General features: G+C 55.7%; 19 protein-coding genes. 7 read left to right on the forward strand and 12 right to left on the reverse strand.

The window, feature by feature from the left end; translation table 11 throughout:
* Positions 1–159 precede the first annotated feature (159 nt).
* On the reverse strand, positions 160–1,500 hold the full coding sequence (locus tag AC1DVE_RS09790; protein ID WP_223453735.1) for an MFS transporter: 1,341 nt from the start codon (positions 1,498–1,500) through the stop codon (positions 160–162).
* 337 nt (positions 1,501–1,837) lie between these two features.
* Between AC1DVE_RS09790 and AC1DVE_RS09795 the strand changes: the two genes are divergently transcribed.
* Positions 1,838–2,740: a LysR family transcriptional regulator gene (locus tag AC1DVE_RS09795; RefSeq protein WP_223453734.1), complete on the forward strand. Its 903-nt coding sequence runs from the start codon at positions 1,838–1,840 to the stop codon at positions 2,738–2,740.
* Positions 2,741–2,894: 154 nt separating this feature from the next.
* On the opposite strand, the gene AC1DVE_RS09800 is transcribed toward AC1DVE_RS09795, so the two are convergent.
* The 3 genes from AC1DVE_RS09800 to AC1DVE_RS09810 all read right to left on the reverse strand — a co-directional run bounded on the left by AC1DVE_RS09800 (position 2,895) and on the right by AC1DVE_RS09810 (position 5,103).
* Positions 2,895–3,029, reverse strand: coding sequence for a hypothetical protein (locus tag AC1DVE_RS09800; protein WP_263287311.1), 135 nt, complete (start codon positions 3,027–3,029; stop codon positions 2,895–2,897).
* Positions 3,030–3,186: 157 nt separating this feature from the next.
* The gene (locus AC1DVE_RS09805; protein WP_223453732.1) at positions 3,187–4,113 is read right to left on the reverse strand and encodes a 2-hydroxyacid dehydrogenase; all 927 of its coding nucleotides are present in this window, start codon (positions 4,111–4,113) and stop codon (positions 3,187–3,189) included.
* A 9-nt stretch (positions 4,114–4,122) separates the two neighbouring features.
* The gene (locus AC1DVE_RS09810) at positions 4,123–5,103 is read right to left on the reverse strand and encodes an isopenicillin N synthase family dioxygenase (RefSeq protein ID WP_477783901.1); all 981 of its coding nucleotides are present in this window, start codon (positions 5,101–5,103) and stop codon (positions 4,123–4,125) included.
* Between the two features lie 192 nt (positions 5,104–5,295).
* Between AC1DVE_RS09810 and AC1DVE_RS09815 the strand changes: the two genes are divergently transcribed.
* The 3 genes from AC1DVE_RS09815 (at position 5,296) to AC1DVE_RS09825 (ending at position 8,959) form a co-directional block, all read left to right on the forward strand.
* Entirely contained in the window at positions 5,296–7,332 is a 2,037-nt protein-coding gene (locus tag AC1DVE_RS09815) for an NADH:flavin oxidoreductase (protein WP_223453905.1), read from the forward strand.
* A 55-nt stretch (positions 7,333–7,387) separates the two neighbouring features.
* Entirely contained in the window at positions 7,388–8,512 is a 1,125-nt protein-coding gene (locus tag AC1DVE_RS09820; protein WP_223453903.1) for an S-(hydroxymethyl)glutathione dehydrogenase/class III alcohol dehydrogenase, read from the forward strand.
* 63 nt (positions 8,513–8,575) lie between these two features.
* Positions 8,576–8,959: a VOC family protein gene (locus AC1DVE_RS09825; protein WP_223453728.1), complete on the forward strand. Its 384-nt coding sequence runs from the start codon at positions 8,576–8,578 to the stop codon at positions 8,957–8,959.
* A gap of 70 nt (positions 8,960–9,029) precedes the next feature.
* Here AC1DVE_RS09825 and AC1DVE_RS09830 read toward each other — a convergent pair whose 3' ends face one another.
* The 4 genes from AC1DVE_RS09830 to AC1DVE_RS09845 all read right to left on the reverse strand — a co-directional run bounded on the left by AC1DVE_RS09830 (position 9,030) and on the right by AC1DVE_RS09845 (position 12,954).
* Positions 9,030–9,806, reverse strand: coding sequence for a pyrroline-5-carboxylate reductase family protein (locus AC1DVE_RS09830; protein WP_477783906.1), 777 nt, complete (start codon positions 9,804–9,806; stop codon positions 9,030–9,032).
* Entirely contained in the window at positions 9,796–10,503 is a 708-nt protein-coding gene (locus tag AC1DVE_RS09835; RefSeq protein ID WP_160386905.1) for a TetR/AcrR family transcriptional regulator, read from the reverse strand. The genes AC1DVE_RS09830 and AC1DVE_RS09835 overlap by 11 nt, the downstream gene beginning before the upstream one ends.
* A gap of 224 nt (positions 10,504–10,727) precedes the next feature.
* A complete protein-coding gene (locus AC1DVE_RS09840) occupies positions 10,728–11,849 on the reverse strand; it encodes a mandelate racemase/muconate lactonizing enzyme family protein (RefSeq protein WP_223453726.1) in 1,122 nt (373 codons plus the stop codon).
* Complete coding sequence (locus tag AC1DVE_RS09845) at positions 11,836–12,954, reverse strand: alcohol dehydrogenase family protein (RefSeq protein ID WP_223532470.1); 1,119 nt, start codon at positions 12,952–12,954, stop codon at positions 11,836–11,838. The genes AC1DVE_RS09840 and AC1DVE_RS09845 overlap by 14 nt, the downstream gene beginning before the upstream one ends.
* Before the next feature lie 428 nt (positions 12,955–13,382).
* Here AC1DVE_RS09845 and AC1DVE_RS09850 point away from each other — a divergent pair, with 428 nt between their 5' ends.
* Complete coding sequence (locus AC1DVE_RS09850) at positions 13,383–14,186, forward strand: SDR family NAD(P)-dependent oxidoreductase (protein ID WP_223532472.1); 804 nt, start codon at positions 13,383–13,385, stop codon at positions 14,184–14,186.
* Between the two features lie 12 nt (positions 14,187–14,198).
* The gene (locus AC1DVE_RS09855; protein WP_223532474.1) at positions 14,199–14,954 is read left to right on the forward strand and encodes an SDR family NAD(P)-dependent oxidoreductase; all 756 of its coding nucleotides are present in this window, start codon (positions 14,199–14,201) and stop codon (positions 14,952–14,954) included.
* Positions 14,955–15,064: 110 nt separating this feature from the next.
* Here the strand turns inward: AC1DVE_RS09855 and AC1DVE_RS09860 are convergent, their stop codons facing one another.
* Positions 15,065–15,844, reverse strand: a complete 780-nt coding sequence (locus tag AC1DVE_RS09860) for an SDR family NAD(P)-dependent oxidoreductase (RefSeq protein WP_223532477.1) — start codon at positions 15,842–15,844, stop codon at positions 15,065–15,067.
* 270 nt (positions 15,845–16,114) lie between these two features.
* Between AC1DVE_RS09860 and fdhA the strand changes: the two genes are divergently transcribed.
* Positions 16,115–17,314 (forward strand): formaldehyde dehydrogenase, glutathione-independent, encoded by a 1,200-nt coding sequence (fdhA, locus tag AC1DVE_RS09865; RefSeq protein WP_134099950.1) that lies wholly within the window; start codon positions 16,115–16,117, stop codon positions 17,312–17,314.
* Positions 17,315–17,407: 93 nt separating this feature from the next.
* Here the strand turns inward: fdhA and AC1DVE_RS09870 are convergent, their stop codons facing one another.
* From AC1DVE_RS09870 to AC1DVE_RS09880, 3 genes are all read right to left on the reverse strand, one after another.
* Positions 17,408–18,325: a DMT family transporter gene (locus AC1DVE_RS09870; protein WP_223532479.1), complete on the reverse strand. Its 918-nt coding sequence runs from the start codon at positions 18,323–18,325 to the stop codon at positions 17,408–17,410.
* Between the two features lie 35 nt (positions 18,326–18,360).
* Positions 18,361–19,374 (reverse strand): GlxA family transcriptional regulator, encoded by a 1,014-nt coding sequence (locus AC1DVE_RS09875; RefSeq protein WP_223532481.1) that lies wholly within the window; start codon positions 19,372–19,374, stop codon positions 18,361–18,363.
* A 102-nt stretch (positions 19,375–19,476) separates the two neighbouring features.
* Entirely contained in the window at positions 19,477–20,475 is a 999-nt protein-coding gene (locus AC1DVE_RS09880; RefSeq protein ID WP_223453712.1) for a 4-hydroxyproline epimerase, read from the reverse strand.
* Between the last annotated feature and the right edge of the window lie 8 nt (positions 20,476–20,483).

Below are 20,483 nucleotides of genomic sequence, written 5' to 3' on the forward strand. Positions count from 1 at the left end.
GCTGATTGTTATTGGAGTAACCAAATCATCGCCATCTGAGTGCTATTGATAAATACCGCAACTCCCATACATGCCATCACGAGTGTGAATATTACTTCTCAGGACGAGCAGTTATTGGCCAAACGAGCCCCTCCTTGAGCTCGCCTTTTTCTGCAATCGTTACTGCAGCACAGATTGCTTGGATGAAACGGCCTGTCGGCTTGAAGAGTTCTGAATCAGAAAGACCAGAATAGCGACGGCCCCTATCAGTCCTGGTACTGCGAAGATGAGAAAGCTCGCCTGCAGCGGCAATGAAGAAGCGTGCAGTGCGCCTCCTAACAAAGGACCGATGATGGCTCCGGTGCGACCGACGCCCATCGCCCAACCAAGCCCTGTAGACCGTATGTGCGCAGGGTAATACTGCACCGTGCAGGCGTTGGCCAGGATCTGCGTGCCAATGGTGCAAGCCCCAGCTATGGCGATGAGCAAATAAAGTATCGGTAACGGCGCCTTGAGCGCTAACAGGCTCAGGGCTAATGCTCCGCAACTGAAAAACGTGAACAAGACCTTTGCAATACCAATTCGGTCCCCCAGCCATCCACCGCCTACCGCTCCAATAATCGCGCCGACGTTTAACGCTACCAGAAACGCCAGGCTGGAGTTCAATCCATAGCCTGCAGCACTCATGAGTTTTGGCAGCCAGGAGCTCAATGCATAAACCATCATCAAACAACAGAAAAACGCCAACCACAGCATGAAGGTGTTTAACTTGCGTCCCTCTTGGAATAGCTGCGCAATCGACACAGTCGTGCCTTTGGCAACCATCTGGTTCAACTGCTCGTTTGCGCTTGGTTTATAAGACGGCGCAGCTTGTGCCAACAGGTTTTGGGCCTTGACGGTCTGCTCTGTGCGCAAAAGGAAATCCATCGACTCTGGCAATTGTCGTATCAGAAATGGCAACGCCAACAGAGGAATCAGCGCTACATAAAACACCGCTTGCCATCCCCATTGTGGGATCAGCACCATGCCCAGGCTCGCCGATAGCATTCCCCCTAACGAGTAGCCACTGAACATGATCGCGACCAAAGTGCTACGGGATTTCTTTGGCGCGTACTCGTTCATCAACGCGACAACGTTGGGCATTACACCCCCGATCCCAAGACCGGCGATGAATCGGCATAAGGCGAAAGCCTCGGGGCTCCGTGCCAGGCCGTTGATCGCTGTGACTGCGCTGAAGATGGCGACACACATCATGATGGTTTTTCGTCGGCCTATACGATCCGACAGTGAACCGAAAAACAGAGCGCCCAACATCATGCCCACCAGCGCGCAACTGCCTAGCGCTCCAGCCTGCAACGAACTGAGGCCCCACTCGGACATCAGTGAAGGCAACACGACCCCATAGATGACCAGATCATAACCGTCGAAAATGATGATGAGCGCGCACCAGAACAGCAAGCGCGCATGGAAGGCATTGAAACGTGCCCCGTCAATCAGGGCTGATACATCAATCGTACGCATGGCATCGCTCTTCTTGTCATTGTTATAGAGCCGGAGGATCTGACTCCTCCGGAAATTTCGCAGTGCCCAATGGTGTTACGCAGAGCGTTCAGCACTGGACATGGATTCGATCATGGGCAAACGATCGACCGTGATAAATGCAGCCAGGTGAATAGGCATTATTTCGAGCGTGAATAAAGATCGAAGGGGAGCAAAAGTCCCATCGATCTCACGATGGACGCGGCGGTCTGGCACTTGTTAGGCTTTGGCTCTTGCAGCGGCGATTTCAGAGCGGTGCAGACCCAACGGTGGGCAAAGATTTATAGCCCTTATGAGCGCGCAATCTGCACGAGGCGTTATGGAATTACGTGAACTGGATCTCAATCTACTTCTGGTATTTAACCAACTGCTGATTGACCGCCGGGTATCGACGGCGGCAGATAATCTCGATCTGACCCAGCCCGCTGTCAGCAACGCGTTAAAGCGACTGCGTGTCGCTTTGAACGACGAGCTTTTCGTTCGCACTTATCAAGGAATGGAGCCCACGCCCTATGCCCGGCAATTGGCTGAGCCAGTTGCACTGGCCATTCAGACCTTGCGTGATGCACTGAGCCGACAGGACAAGTTTGACCCGCTCAACTGCAATCGCAGATTTACGATGGCGATGACCGACATTGGTGAAATCTACTTTATGCCGCGGCTGATGGACGCTCTGGCTGAGCGCGCTCCAGGCTGCTCGATCAGTACACTACGCAACACATCCAATACCTTGGCCGAAGGGTTGCAGAACGGTGCGATAGACCTCGCAGTTGGATTACTGCCGCACCTACAAGCAGGATTTTTTCAGCAGCGCCTGTTTCACCATCGCTATGTTTGTATTTGCCGCAAGGACCACCCGGCTACCAGGGAACCGTTAACGCTGGAACGTTTTTGCAGTTATGACCACGTTCGCGTCGTTGCGGCGAACACGGGTCACGGCGAAGTAGATACGTTTCTGGCGCGGGCCGGCATCGAGCGCAACATACGCCTCGAGGTTCCCCATTTCGTCGCAGTCGGCCACATCCTTCAACGCACCGACTTAATGGCAACAGTGCCTGAACGATTCGCCAGCAGTTGCGAACAACCCTTCGGGCTCGCGGTTCTACCGACGCCGGTGGAACTGCCTAACATCGAAATAAATTTGTTCTGGCATGCACGCTATAACAAGGACCCAGCCAATCGTTGGCTTCGCCAGCTGATGTTCGARCTGTTTTCTGATTGAGGCGTGCCCTCAGTCCCAGTAACTTCTCAGTCTGCGCCAGGCGGACGCGGTACTAATTCCAGAAAAAAGCCTTCTATAGATAGTTGAGGGCTCCTCATGAACATTAGGCTCCATAGATCGTGTAAAAACTCAATAACGATTGAGGTTGGATCGCTCATGAACGGTAAACATCGCCCATAAATAAAATGATGTATGCGGATGAAACTGCTCCCATTGTTAGCTCTCTTGCGACTCCATGAATTTGAAACTTTCTCATCAAAATGCCGCTATGGACTTCAGTAATTTTCATTGATCGATCTCCGGAATGGTGAGGATGAGCTTCCCAATAAACCCCTTACTCAGGAATTCCTCATGCGTTTTATAAATTTCCTTTAGAGGAACGGTTGGCAGATTTGGCCTACGCCAGTCAGGCCGCTATCAGCATGGTGCTGTCGCAGGCGGAAAATCTAATAGCCTTTAGACCGATCAACCACGTTCAAGAGAGGCATTCCCTCACGCTCTCTTCGAAGATTCTCAACTATCACCGCCACACCACCTTCAATCTGCACATCGCTTGCAATATGAGGCGTCAGGAGCACCCGGGGATGTTTCCAGAGTGGGTTGTCTTGAGTGGGAGGCTCTTGTGCCAAAACATCCAGTATGGCACCTCCCAGACGACCTTCATTCAACACAGAAAGCAGAGCTGTTTCTACAACGTGGGCGCCACGTCCCACGTTAATCAGTCCAGCTCCATGAGGCAGGCAATCGAGCCTCGCAGCATTGAGTATCCCGTCTGTTTCGGGAGTCAGTGGCAACATGTTCACAAGGATGTCGCACTGCCCTAGAAACGCCTCCAGTTCGTCCGGGCCGACGTAACAGTGGCCACCTGGCACCTCCTTCAAAGAACGATTCCAGCCACTGAGCTGAAATCCCAATGGCTGAAGGCGATCAAGCGCGGCACGTCCGAGATTGCCAACCCCCATGACACCAACACGCCGCTGTGAAGCGAGCACGATTGGTCGAGGTTGCCAGCGACCACTGCGCTGATCCTCTTGGTAAGCGAGGATGTCTCGATGCAAGGCAAGAACACCAAACAGAACATACTCGGCCATGATGTCAGCCATCGAGCTGTCTACCAGCCTTATTAGCGACACGTGAGCAGGCAAACGGGCCAGATCGAACTGGTCAACTCCAGCCCCGGCAGCGTAGAGGAGTCGAAGATTACCAAACCGCTCCGCAACGTTGGCAAGAGGCTCCCAAGCCAGGATGTAGTGCACCTCTGCCGGGTTACCGATATCAGGCCATTGGCGGAACTCTAGTTCAGGGGCGAGCGTTGACAGGCAATCTCGCCATTTCTGCGCATCGGCAGGGTCTGCCATGTATAGGATGCACATTGAAAACTCCTATTCACCTTTCAGATGCGCATAGCTATCTACGAAACGCTTAAATTTGTGTTTGCCACAAGTGTACGCTTCGTACTTCGCGGGCAGAGCCTCACTCACGCAGGTTGGCACAGGCTCAACAACCGCATCGAAATCCAAATCAATAAAGAAAGGTATTGAATAGCGCTCTAGACCGCTAGTATTTATGACGCGATGCATTGTCGAGGTGTAGCGATCGTTGGTGAGCGTTTGAACTAGATCACCAATGTTGACGATAAAAGTCCCTTCAACTGGTGGGGCAGTAACCCACTCCCCTGCACGGTTCTTGACTTGTAAACCGCCAACCGTGTCTTGAGACAGGACTGTCAGGAAGCCGTAATCCGTGTGAGCACCAATACCGATCTCTTCCAGGGAAACCTTTCCTATCTGAGGCGGATAACGCAAAACGCGCTGAATAGTGATGGGCTTGCGTTGGCGTTGTTCAAAATAATTTTTCGGCAAATCCAGACTCAGCGCGATGCCGCCGATGAGCGTTCTCGCGAGCGCCAATACAGCCGAATGATAAGCCTCGGCAACCGTTTCGAATTGCGGCAGTCCGGACGGCATTTGATTAGGGCCAAAAAACGGAGAAACCTCATCGTAATGGGCGCCGTAATCAAAGCACTCTTTGAAGTCGCGCGTATTAGCAGGATCTACGTTTTCCGCATACATCGGGATGTAACCACGTAGCGTAAGCCCGGAGTTCACGATGTTAAGTGTGTTCTTCTCTTCGGATGGAAGCTTGAAAAAAAGTTTGGTGACCCTGTACATCTCATCTATCAGTTGCTGCGAAACGCCATGGTTTTTTATATAAAAAAAACCCACCTTTTCGCACGCTTCGCCTATCTGGCTTGCCACCCGCAGCGGATTTTCGCCGTTTATGAGTGGCGAAATATCTATGACCGGGATTTCAGTGAAGGCAGTTTGTTTGCTGGCCAAACGAATATCAAATAACTCAGTCACGCTTCTCTCCTTTCTAAATGGATGACAGACGCGGACGAGCCACATTCGTCCTTGTTTGGGCGGATGTTAATCCTGGATTTTTTGGCACGCAAGCAAAATGTACACCTGTGTCACCAATCGTTGACACAGGTGTACATTTATCCTTATTTTAAGTCACCGAGCCTGATGAAGCCCACTTTGGAGCGCACCACGATGTCCAGCGATCCCTTGCTGCAACCCTATAAAATCAAGAATCTGACCCTCAGAAACCGGATCATGACCACCTCCCATGAACCGGCCTACCCTGTGGACGGCATGCCCAAGGATCTCTATCGCGCCTACCACGTGGAGCGCGCCAAAGCCGGTGTCGCCCTGACGATGACCGCCGGTTCCGCTGCCGTATCCCGAGACAGCCCGCCGGTGTTCAACAATGTGCTCGCCTACAAGGACGAAGTAGTTGGATGGTTGAAGGACCTGACCGATGAATGCCACGAACATGGCGCGGCAGTGATGATCCAGTTGACCCACCTGGGCCGCCGTACCCGCTGGGACAAGGCCGATTGGTTACCGGTGGTGTCGCCGTCACACCGCCGCGAGGCGTCGCACCGCTCCTTCCCGAAGAAAATGGAGGAATGGGACATTGAGCGGATCATCAAGGACTATGTAGACGCCGCGGAGCGCATGAAGGCGGCAGGTCTCGATGGTCTGGAGCTTCAGGCCTACGGGCATTTGATGGATCAGTTCTGGTCGCCGTTGACCAATGACCTCGACGGCCCTTACGGTGGCTCGCTGGAAAACCGCATGCGCTTTACCTTCGACATCCTGCGTGGCATCCGCCAGCGGGTAGGTGAAGATTTTCTGCTGGGAGTTCGTTACACCGGTGATGAAGAATTACCCGGCGGCTTCACTGCCAGTGAGGGCATGCAGGTTTCTCACATGCTCAAGGACAGCGGACTGGTCGACTTCCTGAACGTCGTGCGCGGTCACATCGATACGGATGCAGGGCTGACCGATGTCATCCCGATTCAGGGTATGCGCAACTCGCCCCATCTCGACTTCGCTGGCGAGATCCGCTCGTCGACAGGCTTTCCGACCTTCCACGCGGCGAAGATTCCCGATGTCGCTACCGCGCGCTACGCGATCGCCTCGGGCAAAGTGGACATGGTGGGCATGACCCGCGCGCACATGACCGATCCGCATATCGTGCGCAAAATCATCGAGAAGCGCGAAGAAGACATTCGCCCGTGCGTGGGCGCCAACTATTGCCTGGATCGCATCTACCAGGGCGGCGCGGCCTACTGCATCCACAACGCAGCGACGGGGCGGGAAACCACCATGCCTCATGACATTCCCAAAGCCGCCGTCAAGCGCAAGGTGTTGGTGGTCGGTACCGGCCCTGCCGGGCTGGAAGCAGCGCGGGTCGCCGGTGAGCGCGGCCATGACGTGACGGTGCTTGAAGCGGCTGACCAACCCGGTGGGCAAATTCGTCTGACTGCGCTGAGCGAGCGTCGTCGCGAGATGATCAGCATCATTGATTGGCGAATGGCGCAATGCGAACGGCTGGGGGTGAAGTTTCACTTCAATACCTGGGCCGAAGCCGACACTGTGCAAGCCTTCGAGCCAGACGTGGTTATCGTTGCGACCGGCGGCCTGCCGGATACCGAGGTGCTCAGCAAAGGCAACGAACTCGTGGTTTCAACCTGGGACATCATTTCCGGCGACATCAAGCCCGGTCGCAACGTACTGATCTTCGACGATGCGGGGGATCATGCTGCCCTGCAGGCTGCCGAGGTCATCGCGCAAAGCGGTGCGAGAGTCGAAATCGTCACCCCTGATCGCTCGTTTGCACCTGAAGTCATGGCCATGAACCTGGTGCCCTACATGCGCAGCCTGCAGGATCTGGACGTCACCTTCACCGTGACCTACCGGGTCGATACAGTGGAAAAACATGATGGCGGGCTCGTTGCAACCTTTGGCAGCGATTACGGACAGGTTCACAAGCAGCGCGTGGTCGATCAGGTGGTCGTCAACCACGGCACCCTTCCGCTGGACGACTTGTACTTCGACCTGCGTCCTCTCTCCACCAATGGCGGCGCGGTAGAACAGCATGACCTGATCGCCGGCACGGCTCAGAACATCGTCACCAATCCCGAAGGACGCTTCCAGCTGTTCCGGATCGGCGACGCCGTGTCTGCTCGTAATACCCATGCAGCCATCTACGACGCTTTGCGCCTGGTGAAAGAAATCTGAATCCGAACCTCCATTCTTGTTGGACCGGAGGCTCGCCATGAACAAGAGGGAAACCATGTCAGCAGTGACCATTAAATCGAGGGCGGCAGTCGCTTTCGGCCCAGGACAGCCGTTACAGCTGGTGGACATCGATGTCGCACCGCCCAAGGCTGGTGAAGTACGGGTACGAATCGTGGCAACCGGTGTCTGCCACACGGATGCTTTTACCCTGTCGGGCGATGATCCCGAGGGGATCTTTCCTGCCGTGCTGGGTCATGAGGGCGGCGGGATCGTCGAGTCGATCGGCGAAGGCGTTACGTCATTGTCGGTCGGCGACCATGTGATTCCGCTGTACACGGCCGAGTGCCGGCAATGCAAATTCTGTCTATCGGGCAAGACCAACCTGTGTCAGGCAGTGAGAGCGACACAGGGCAAGGGCCTGATGCCTGACGGAACATCGCGTTTCTCCTTTCAGGGCCAGCCGGTGTTCCACTACATGGGCTGCTCGACCTTCTCCGAGTACACGGTACTGCCGGAGATCTCCCTGGCCAAAATCCCCAAGGATGCGCCGCTAGAACAGGTGTGCTTGTTGGGTTGTGGCGTGACCACAGGTATTGGTGCCGTACTCAATACCGCCAAGGTCGAGGCTGGGGCAAGCGTTGCAATATTCGGGCTCGGCGGGATCGGGCTGGCGGCCATCATCGGCGCGAAAATGGCCAACGCCGGGCGAGTCATCGCCATTGATATCAACCCGGTCAAGCGGGACGTCGCCCTGTCGCTCGGCGCGACCGACTTCATAAATCCCATGGACTATGACAAGCCCATCCAGGACGTGATTGTCGAGCTCACCGACGGTGGCGTGGACTATTCGTTTGAATGTGTCGGCAACGTCAAATTGATGCGAGCTGCTCTGGAGTGCTGCCACAAGGGCTGGGGTGAGTCGATCATCATCGGTGTCGCCGGTGCGGGCCAGGAAATCAGCACCCGCCCTTTCCAGCTGGTGACCGGGCGCGTCTGGCGCGGCAGCGCGTTTGGCGGGGTCAAGGGCCGCACGGAGCTTCCCAGCTACGTCGAGAAAGCGAGCACTGGCGAAATTCCGCTGGAAACCTTCATCACCCATAACCTTGGCCTTGAGGACATCAACAAGGCTTTCGAATTGATGCATGCCGGGCAAAGCATTCGCACCGTCATTCATTTCTGACCAAGGCACTGCCGTGATATCGGCCAGCGCTCACACCCGCATCACAACCCATAGGAAATCAAAATGTCTGTTTTTACCCATGTCACTGTCGGAACCAATGACCTTGCCAAAGCACGGAGCTTCTATGATGGCGTTCTCAAAGAAATTGGTCTCAACCGTGTTGCCGATCTTGATGAATCCGGCTCCATTTGGGGCGTGGATAAGCCGTCATTCTTCGTGCTCAAACCCGCCAATGGCAATCCTGCCAACGTTGGCAATGGCGTGACTGTCAGCTTCGAAGCGCCAAATCGCGCTGCGGTACATGCATTCCACGAAACCGCACTCGCTGCCGGTGGCATCTGTGAAGGCCAACCGGGTTCGCGTAACTGGGCTGAAAATGCCTATGCCGCTTACGCTCGGGACCTTGATGGCAACAAACTGGCTGTCTATTGCTTCAAGGCTGAATAATCGCAACCGTCTGACGCCTTCTGCAGTGGAGGCCCTTCAGCGGGCCTTCACTGTATATCCCCTGCCCTGGCTACATTCCCCGCCGCGCAACCTCAGCGCCAGCCTTTACTGCCCGCCCGACAATGGACTCGATGTTTTGATCGGCCATCGACTGCAGCGCTGCTGCCGTCACGCCACGGTAAGCCATCAACGACTCAATCATTTGCTGCGGATCGCGACTGGCAAGCATCTGGCCGCCCCCCACTACTACGCCTTGTGCAGCGCGCTGCGCAATGACAAGAGGAATTCCCGCAGCCACCGCCTGATTAGTCAGTGCCATTTGCAACATTGCCGGGAAGGCCGGCCCAGTCCCGGACAACGCGCTGAGGTAATCAATACAGTCTTCATCAGACACTTCGTCCGCTGAACCTACGCACTCGAACAGTCGTTGCACCCACTTGCGGTCGCGTTCAACAAGGTTTCCGGCACAGTACCAGGGCGTAAACGACTGCCTGATTTCCACGGCCGCATTCGGCATGGCCCGCACCACTGTATCCGCACCGGTGGCCGCGCTGATGGATGCCGCCGGAACTCCGGCCATCAGGGAAATCACCAGTTTGCCGCGGGCGTTGATCTGCAGTTCGCGAAACTGCTCCGGCCGGATGGACAGCACGACAATATCGCTGAGGTCCACCAACTGCTGGTTGTCGGCCAGCAGTCTCACGCCTGGCCCGAAGGTACTGACGCCGGAGCGGTTCGAGATCAACAAATGGTCAGGCCCGATGAGCCCGCTATCGAGCACCGCCTCAGCGATTGCGCGCCCGAGCCAGCCGGTGCCTCCGATGATGCCCAGAGTTCTATTCTCCATCGGCAGGGGACTCCTCGAATGTTTCGACCAAGGGAACGAAAACGCCAGGTTCTTTTTCCGCGTAGCCAAACTTTCCATAAAAGCGGTCCAGCTCGCGCCGCTTCGGTACTTTGCCGGTGAACACGCTCACGTACTGTGGAATCCGTCGAAATCGTACGACGATATCTTCATTGGTTTTCATGGAGATGTAGCCGATCTGCGTGAGGTAGATCGTCCTGGCCCGAACATCGGCCCCCTCGCCGTCGTAGCCAAACCGTCGGAACATCGCGGCCAAGGCATTCATCCGTGCCTCATCGGCCAGAGCGATTTCAGCAGTGACCTCGTCCGATTGCAGCGCCCAACTGCGCACGGCAAATTCGAACTGCGAGTCGAACAGTTCAGGGTTCACCCAGCATTCGAAGACGTTGAGAATCGCTTCGGAAATACTTTCTGCGTAACTCTCGCATTGGCTGACCATACCGCCGGTGTTCTTGTCCCGCCATCGAGCCAGGAGTGCCGCGAGCAGCTGTTCCCGATCTTCATAGAACCAGTAAAAGCTGGTACGAGACAAATTCAAGCGTTTGGCCAGCGGCATCACCCGCACAGCATCCACACCCGACTCTTTAAGAGCATCGTAAGCGGCGTCCAGCCAGCCATCGACGGAGCCTCGCCAGCCTGCGTCCTGCGCTTTGGTTTTCGCCCTTCCTGTCTGTGACATTCGGGTTGCACCTTTATTTGAAAATTCTTCTCCACTGTACACCCCGGAATCCTTGGCGTACACGGCATGTACATAGGCGTACATTTTCGAGACGCTCGATCGCTAAATCAAGTGAACACACCATCAATGAACCCGAATCAATTGACTGGTCGAAAAAGTGCGGATTCCACACAAAAAAACGCGACGCACGAAGTACATCATGCGCCGCGCCGCTGGAGTTCAACTCAGCGATAGATCGCTACGGGCTCACCGACGACGTCCCGATTGATCGTGAGGCCCAATCCCGGGGCCTGCGGGGCACGGATACGGCCATCCACCACGGGAATGTCGACGTGCGCCGTGATTGGTGGATACATATCGCGCGTATCCAGCACGCAGCGTAGATTTCGGTGTGGGATAGATTGCCCGAGGTGAGTCAGCGCAGCGAACGCTACCTGTGAGCCAGCGGTCTCCTGGACGCTCATCGTCAAGCCGGAGGTCATGCACATGTCGCGCAGTCGCTGGGCTCTGGTCAGGCCGCCATGTTTGGAAACCTTCAAGCCAATACCATCTGCAGCCTTCTCGCTGATCAGTTGCATCACCGAAGCTTCATCCGTCGCCAGTTCGTCCATGATCAGCGGCACATTGGTACGCTGGCGCAGGGACATGTGCTCAGCCCAGGTAGCGCATGGCGCCTCAAGCACGAAGTCCAGCCCGGGTGGCAGCAGTTTCAGCATGCGCAATGCATGCTCTACTGTCAGGCCACCGTTGCAATCAACGATGAAGTATTCCTCGGGGCGGGCATCTGCAAGGGATGCCTCAATGCGCGCGGCATCCAGCGCGGGCCCACCCTCCTCCGGTGTCGCGCCGACCTTCACCGAATGCCCCAGGTATCCTTGCTTTCGAGTCTGAGCAACTCGACGACGCATGTCATCGGGGTCGCCGGCATAGGTCGAGTCGATGATCGGCATGGACAGTCCTGTACTGCCCCCCAGCAGTTCACACACCGGCATCCCGACCGCTTTGCCCAGGATGTCCCAGCAAGCCACATCAATCGCAGCTTTCGCATGAAGGTGGCCCATCAAGGTACTGTCCATGAGATCGTTGATTCGATCAACCTGCCGGGGATCCCGGCCGATGAGCAGGTCCGCCATTTCGGCGATACCCGCTCTCACACCCAGAGCGTGCGCTGCAATATAGTTCGGGCCAAAAGGCGTCGACTCGCCCCAGCCTTCAAGGCCAGTGTCTGTGCGAATACACACTATCGTGGAGTCAAAACTTGTGTAAGTACGGCCGCCTGACAGCTTATAAACGCCGCCAGCATAGGGCAGATCGACTTGATAAACTTCAATTTCAATGATCTTCACAAACACTCTCCTGTGGTGGCACTAATACCAGTTTTCCCGCATAACGTTTTTCTATGAAGTCACTCTGTGCCTTGGCAATGTCGGACAGTGGATAACTGTTGCTGACAAAGGGACGGATACGACCATGTTGAATATGACCGACCAACTCATCGAAAACTGCATCCTCCTGGAAAGTGCAGCCATGAAATGTGAGGTCTTTCAAGTAAAGCGTTCGCAGATCCAGCTCAACGATTGGGCCAGCGATAGCACCTGAAACAGCGTAACGACCACCCCGCTTGAGCACTTGCAACAGCGCGGGCCAATCTTTCCCACCCACCAAGTCCAGCACGACGCTAACGCTGTTTTCACCAAGCGCCTCAACCAGGTTTGCGTCTCTATGAATGATGCGATCGGCGCCCAGAGACAGAATTTGATCCGCCTTGCTTGAACTGGTAATTGCAACTACCTCAGCGCCGCGGCATTTCGCTAACTGAACCGCAGCCGATCCCACACCGCCGCTTGCACCGGTGATCAGTACTTTGTCAGCACCATTGACGGCTGCACGCTGGAGTAAAAGTTCGGCGGTTGAATAGGCACATGGAATCGAAGCTAATTCGATATCGCTCCAATCACTGTTCACGGGCCAGGTGTCCGCTGCCGGTGCAACTGTAAATTGAGCAAAAGCACCATTGCAGTCTGAGCCGTAAGTCCAGCACTCGAACGGCCGATTCTCAACAGGCGCTCGCAGCATGTTGCGTACCAGTACCCGCTGTCCGATTCGAGCATCGTCCACCCCTTTGCCAACCGCAACAATGCGCCCGCAGCAATCGGCCCCTTGGATCAGCGGAAATTTAAGCGGAACACCAGACCAGGATGCGTCCTCAGTGTCGATCTGAGCGAATCCGGAAGCGCCACCCGAATTTGTATCGCCAGTTATTTGTTTGGAGTACCAACCAATACGCGTGTTGATGTCGGTGTTATTGACGCCGGCAGCGCCAACTTTTATCAAGACTTCGCCGACACCAGGGCTAGGCACTGGCACATCGGTTCGATACTCCAGTTGCTCCGTACCCCCATGCCCCTTCAGAAGCACAGCGTGCATGGTCTTGGGTAAAGTAAACGTCATTCGGCTCTCCTAGTCGTTTGAGGGGGGGATGCAACCTGTCTTCAGTTTTTTATTAGTCGGCGGATTTGCCAAGAGGATGTTTGCTTTGCGCGCAAACAAATAGACTTTACTGGCAGTTATTTATTTTTATTCATTAGGCGCTCAAACCCTTTGCATTCAAAGACCTAGAGATTGCCAGCAAAAAACAGTGAGGCTTGTAAACTGCGAGCTTGTAGCGATCTGCTTATAGAAAACCTTAGCAGCTGATATCCCCCACCCATAATGATATTTTAGATAGATAAATGATGACTTCACGTTATGAGCGGCTGACGGTTTTCAACCGGTCTGGCGCGATTGCAAATGCTCGAGTCAGAAACTTTGGATAACGTCAGGTTATCTTTGGCCCCGTAAAAAAGTTATTGGACGCGGCGATCCATTGAAATTAAATAATGGCTGCGCCAAAAAACTACCAGGTAGGTTGCCATATGAAATTCAATAATAAAGTGGTGGTCATTACCGGCGCTGCCGGCGGTGTCGGACAGGCGTTAGCGTTATTGTTCGCCCGAGAAGGCGCAAAGCTTGTTTTATCTGATCTTGACGAAGCCGGTTGCAAATCAATCTCAGCCAAAGTTCGTGACTTGGGTGCCGAAGTGCACTACGTGGCAGGCGATTTACGCCGAAAAGAATATTGTGAAGCGATTGTCCAAACTGCAGTCGATATTTTTTCGGGGATCGATATCGTGTTGAACAATGCGGGCATCATTCCCCGAGGCACGATTGAGGAAACCACTGACGATATGTGGTTTGACGCCATGGGCGTAAACCTGAATGCAGTGTTCTTCATCTGCCGTGCCGCGATACCGCACATGAAAAATCGCCCGGGCGCCGCAATCGTCAACACATCATCTGTCTGGGGAATTTATCCAGGCCCCGCCCACGTGGCGTATTGCACAAGCAAAGGGGCTGTCGCGGCTTTAACCAAAAATCTGGGCCGCGATTGCGCCCCTTTGGGCATCCGTGTCAACGCCGTGTGCCCGCACGAAATCAATACCCCGATGATACGCAGCGGCTTTGAACGTCGCGGCCTGGATCCGGACAAAGCCGTGCAAGAGCTAAACAAGAGCGTGCCATTAGGCCGCATCGCCGAGCCTGAAGACATTGCGGATGTCATCGCATTTCTGGCGTCCGACGAGGCCAGGTACATCGCCGGCGAAACGGTAGAAGTCACAGGCGCCAAGCCGGTGTCCGGCTAAGGAGAGGTAGCGATGCTCAACGGTAAAAATGTAGTGGTGACCGGGGGCGGCAGAGGGATTGGCCGAGGCATTACCGAACAATTGCTTGAGGCGGGAGCTTGCGTGTTGATCGCTCAGCGCCAGGCACTGGACGACGACTTGCGAGATCACCCTCAGGTCTATTTCGTCGAGGCTGATCTCGCCTCGATGGAGTCACCCGGTTTGATTGCACAGTTCGCCCAGGAGCAGCTTGGCGGAATCGATGTATTGGTTAACAACGCCGGGTTCATGTTCGAGAAATCCATTGATGATATGACCGAACAGGACTGGGATCGCATGATGGCAGTCAATCTGCGGGCGCCAGCGTTCTTGTGCAAGGCGTTGGTGCCCCAGATGCGTCTGCGAGGCGGTGGCAGCATCATCAACATCGGGTCGATCGAAGGGATAGGCGCCAACCCTGAACATGCCGCGTACTGTGCCTCCAAGGCCGGTATCCATGGGCTGACCCGAGCCTTGGCAGTCGATCTCGGCCGGGACGGCATCCGCTGCAATGCCATTGCGCCAGGGTGGATCAATTCCGAGTTGAGTGATGCGTACCTCGCCGCTCAAGCTGATCCGCGTGCGGCGCGCCAGGCACTCCTGCGCCTTCACCCGGTCGGACGTACCGGATTGCCGGCGGATGTTGGCGGGACAGTCGTTTTCCTGGCCTCGGAGTCATCGGCCTTCATCACCGGGCAGGTGCTGGTGGTGGATGGGGGGCGCACGGCGAAACTGCCACTGCCGTTTTGATCGAATCAGCCCGACTTGCGACGGAGGGAGTCACTTACCCTCCTCCGTTGCAGGTTGCGCGGAGCCAGACTCTGGTTCGCTGCAAAATTTTGCGGCGGGCAACGCATTGATTACTTGGGTGCTTTGTTCTCTATCAGGCAATTGCCACCATCGATCACCAGCAACTCACCGGTAATGTAACTTGACTCAGGTGAGGCCAGGAACGTAACGGCAGCAGCAACTTCTTCCGGACGACCAGCCCTGCCAACCGGAACATACTTCGCTGCATTCTCTTCCTCTGGAGTGCTTGACCCTGTGGCGATCCAGCCAGGCGCGACCGAGTTCACAGTGATTCCATAGCGCGCGACCTCAAGGGCCAGGCTCATGTTCATACCTACCATCCCAGCTTTGGCCGCAGCATAAGCAGCCTCTCCTGGATTACCTGCCCGAGTGCCAGTCGTGGAGCTGACATTGACGATACGGCCGTAGTGTCTGTTGCGCATCCCCGGCAAAATTCCACGGGTCAACAGGAAGGCGGTTGTCAGATTTCGAGCAATTGAAAGATTCCAGCTATCGACACTCATGTCCGCCAGATCGGCAAAAGGCTCCGGATGACCTTGGGCGGCCATGCCGGCATTGTTCACAAGAATATCGATTCGCCCCCATACCGATTCGGCCCAAGTGGCAAGTTCAAGGACTTGATCCTCTTCACTCAAGTCCGCCGTACGCCCTTGCGCTTCAAATCCTGCGGCACGTAACTCCTCCACCCGATCATGGATGCGAGCGCTGCTGCCTGTGACAATCAACCTCACGCCCAGGCTGCCCAGACGCTTCGCAATCGCAATACCAATTCCTCGCTCACTACCGGCTCCGCTGACAAGCGCTACCTGACCTGTCCAGTCCGCAATCATCGCGTTTACTCCTATCGTCCGGGGTTAGCCCTGAATCCATGGAAATTGAGGGGAAAGAGATACTCAACAGGGACTAAATGCTCTCGCCGGGTGCTGATACCAGGCGTAGGATCGATACGATAACTGCTAATCACGCGTCGTTGGAAGGTGACTTCCAACCAATCTGCATTCACGCGCAAACGCAAGACATATACCACTGCACTGTAAGGCCGCGCGCCCCTTCGCAGTACAAGGGCCGTGTTCTCACAACAACAAAAGCGAGGTGAAAGCATGTCTGGTAATCGTGGTGTCGTGTATCTCGGCGCAGGCAAGGTCGAGGTGCAGACCATCCCCTATCCGAAAATGGAAGACCCGCGCGGCAAGCGCATCGACCATGGCGTAATCCTGCGCGTGGTTTCGACCAATATCTGCGGCTCCGACCAGCATATGGTGCGTGGTCGGACCACGGCCCAGGTCGGGCTGGTGCTTGGCCATGAGATTACTGGTGAGGTGATCGAGAAGGGCCGTGACGTGGAAAACGTGCAGATCGGTGACCTGGTCTCGGTGCCGTTCAACGTCGCCTGCGGCCGTTGTCGCAGTTGCAAGGAACAGCACACCGGCGTCTGCCTGACGGTCAACCCGGCGCGCCCCGGCGGTGCCTATGGCTATGTGGACATGGGCGACTGGGTTGGCGGCCAGGCCGAATACGTGCTGGTGCCGTATGCCGACTTCAACCTGCTGAAGCTGCCCGACCGCGACAAGGCCATGGAGAAAATCCGTGACCTGACCTGCCTCTCCGATATCCTTCCGACCGGCTACCACGGCGCGGTGACCGCCGGTGTCGGCCCTGGCAGCACGGTGTATATCGCCGGTGCCGGTCCGGTCGGACTGGCTGCTGCCGCCTCCGCCCGTCTGCTTGGTGCGGCGGTGGTGATAGTCGGCGACGTGAATCCGCTGCGTCTGGCGCATGCCAAGGCCCAGGGCTTCGAGATCGCCGACCTGACCAAGGACACTCCGTTGCACGAGCAAATCGCCGACCTGCTCGGTGAGCCGGAAGTCGATTGTGCGGTCGATGCGGTCGGCTTCGAAGCCCGTGGCCACGGCCATGACGGCGCGCAGCACGAGGCCCCGGCCGACGTGCTCAACGCGCTGATGGGCGTGGTGCGGGTCGCCGGCAATATCGGGATCCCGGGTCTGTATGTCACCGAAGACCCGGGCGCAGTCAACAAAGCCGCCAAGCATGGCAGCCTGAACATCCGTTTCGGCCTCGGCTGGGCCAAGTCCCACAGCTTCCACACCGGCCAGACCCCGACGATGAAGTACAACCGTCAGCTGATGCAGGCGATCATGTGGGACCGGATCAACATTGCCGAGGTCGTCGGCGTGCAGGTGATCAGCCTGGACGACGCGCCGCGCGGTTACCACGAGTTCGATGCCGGGGTGCCGAAGAAATTTGTCATGGATCCGCACAAGCTGTTTAGCGCCGCCTAAGGAGTAGGTTGGGAAAAGGGCAGCTTTGAGCTGCCCTTTTTTATGGCCGTGCTCATCCAGGAAACATTGATTACTTCATACACTCAGGTACGTTCACGCCTTTGCCTTAATCGCATACAGCCCCCCAATAATCACCAACGTGGCTCCGACAACCACCCAGGTATCCGGGCGCTCGGCAAAAACGATCACACCAATCAAAGTGGCGAACACCAGAAGCGCATAGTTGAAAGGCTGCAGGGTAGAAGCGGTTGCGTATTTCAGTGCTTGAATGAACAGAATCTGAGCGACTACACCCGTCAATGACAGGATCCCCATCAAGAGGCCCTGGACCGGAGTCGGAGAAACCCATGCGGGTAGCCCCGCAAATGTGACTGTCAGGGCACCCACACTTGCCATAAAGAGCATGTTCGTAGCAAAGGAGTCGTGTTGGCTAATCCGGCGCGTCAATACGTTGAACACCGCGAACGCCAAAGCAGCCAGCAGGGGAATCAGCGCCGCGAGTTCGAAAACGCCCGCGCCTGGTCGAAGGATGATCAGTGTCCCGGTGAACCCTATGGCGGCGGCAATCCAGCGCCGCAGACCTATGAACTCCCCAAGCACGGCCCCCGCCAATGCCAGTGCCATCAGCGGAAATACGGCGTAGAGCGCATGCATTTCGGCCAGGCCCAAATATCGTAGCCCTACTGCAAACAGTATGGTTTCACCCACGGCTAACAGCGCTCGAATGATTTGGAGCCCAGGGTGCTTACTGCGAAATGACTCTTTGCCCCTACCTTGGTAGGCGGCATATCCGAGGGCAAAAACGACAAACACCCAATAGCGCATCATGACCAGTTGGGCAACCGGGAAGTCTTTGACAAGCACCTTGGTTAGTCCGTCCTGGCTCGCAAAGATAAGCATTGAAAGCAGGCATAAGAAGATCCCGAGTTGGGGCCTTGCGACCCCAGGACTAGCAGCAACGGTGGGCGCAGCATTTTCTGTTCGGTCGCACTTCAATCGCAACTCGGTCATGCCCTCCTCCTTAAAATTTTTGCGACAGCCCTTTTTTACTTCACCAGCCGTGTTTCTCTCGAAGGCCGGTAACCAAAATACGAGCTGTAGCATTTGCTGAAATGGCTCGGTGAAACAAAGCCGCATGCGACCAGCACATCAACCTGAGACAGCTCTGTGTGCTGAAGTAATCGCCGCGCTTCGGTAATGCGCAATTCCAGGTAATACCGTTGCGGCGTGGTACCCAGTTGTTCTTTGAACAAGCGCTCTATTTGTCGACGGGAACGTCCGGCATATACCGCCAGTTGGTCCATTTGCAACGGTTCTTCCAGGTTGGCGTCCATCAGTTTGACCACCTCCTTGAGGGGGGCGCTCAACGAGATGTTCTGTGTCGGTTTGATACGCCGATACCGCGACTCTTCGAAAGACAGAATGTCTTCGATGCCCTCGACAAGCGCCTTGCCATGCAGCCCTTTGATCCACTCGAGAGCCATATGAAAAGCACCCGCCGGACTCGAAGCCGTGAGCCGGTCTCGATCCATGACAAATGCTTCACTGGTGACATGCGTGACTTTTGAAATTTCTGCGAGCGCAGGTCGGTGTTCGGGATGAATCGCACAACGATACCCCTCAAGCAAACCTGATACGCCCAAAAACCACGCCCCATTCCACAGCCCTGCCAGGGTGATACCAAGTTCTGATGCCGTTTTAAGGATGCTGATCAGCTCGTGATTGACTTTGAGTTCGGTGCGATAGCCGCCGCATATGACCAGCAAATTAAGGTCTTTGAGTGCTGCCACGTCCAAACGCGCATCCGGTCGAATGACCAGGCCAAGGTCGCTGGTAACCTCTCCGTCCTGCAACCCGAAGGTACGTGAAGAGAACAACGTAGGACGCAAAAGGTTGGCAGTGACAATCGTATCGAGCGCTTGCGTAAATGCAGGCAACGAGAAGTGCTCGAGCAGTAAAAATCCTGCCCGAGCATGAGCCGTCGGCTCACTACGAGTCTCTTCCAGATAGCGCAGGTTTTTACCTTTCATACACCCGCTGAAATCTCGTCGTTCTCTCACTTTACGCCTCGCTTCTTTACACTGACGAATGCAGCCTTTGTGCAAACCACGGTTGAATCTGCACTTGCGAAGAATCAACCGCTGGCGCCGTGACCGTACTGTTTATGCGAGCTGGAACCCGTGGGCAAGAGGGTCTTTGTCATCGACGAAAATAGTGTTGTGACCTATCACCTCAGCCCAGCCGCTGACACTTGGATTCATGCCGTCGAAGGTTCCGACCTTTACCGACGCCTCCACTTTTCCTTCGTAGATTGTACCGATCAGACTTTCGAGTCGATAAACGTCGCCGACGTTCAGCCGACCTTTTCCGAAGAGCTGAGCCATCCGGGCCGAGGTACCGGTACCGCCGGGAGAACGATCAATAGCTTTATCACCGTAGAACACTGCACAGCGGCCATGCACGGTTCTGCTCTGTGGTTTGTCACACCAGATGACGTGATGAACACCACTGATTCTGCTGTTCTCTGGATGCACAGGGTCACAAATGGCCGAGAGCGCTGCGCGCAGCTTCTGGCTCATCCCCACGATGTCAGCCGTCGTCTGCCCTTCGAATCCAGTCCAGCACTCCTGTGGTTCGACCACCGCATAGAAATTCCCGCCGTAGGCGATGTCCACCGTAAACGTACCAATTCCAGGTACTTGCACCACCACATCGGCGCTGTGCAGGTAGCTGGCTACGTTGAACAAGCGAATCGACTCAACAAACTCGCCGCCCATTGTGTATTCGACATCGACCCGTCCCGCCGGTGTTTCAATCGCCAGTTTTCCCGGCTCACGAGGTGTCACCAAGCCCTCTTCAATGACCACGGTCGATAATCCGATGGTGCCCGCTCCACACATCGGCAGGCAGCCACTGACTTCGATAAACAGCGCACCGAAGTCGCAGTCATCACGTACCGATGGATAAACAATGACGCCAGACATGATGTCGTGCCCCCGAGGCTCGAACATCAATGCGGTGCGTACCCAGTCGTGGTCACGCACGAAAATATCGCGACGCTCCGCCATCGATACGGAGGGCATCAGCGGTGCTCCGCCCGCTACAACCCGAACCGGGTTGCCGCACGCGTGCGAATCAATGCAAAAAAAGCTGCGTCTCATACTGATGC

It is taken from the genome of Pseudomonas sp. P4_B4, from assembly GCF_056402255.1.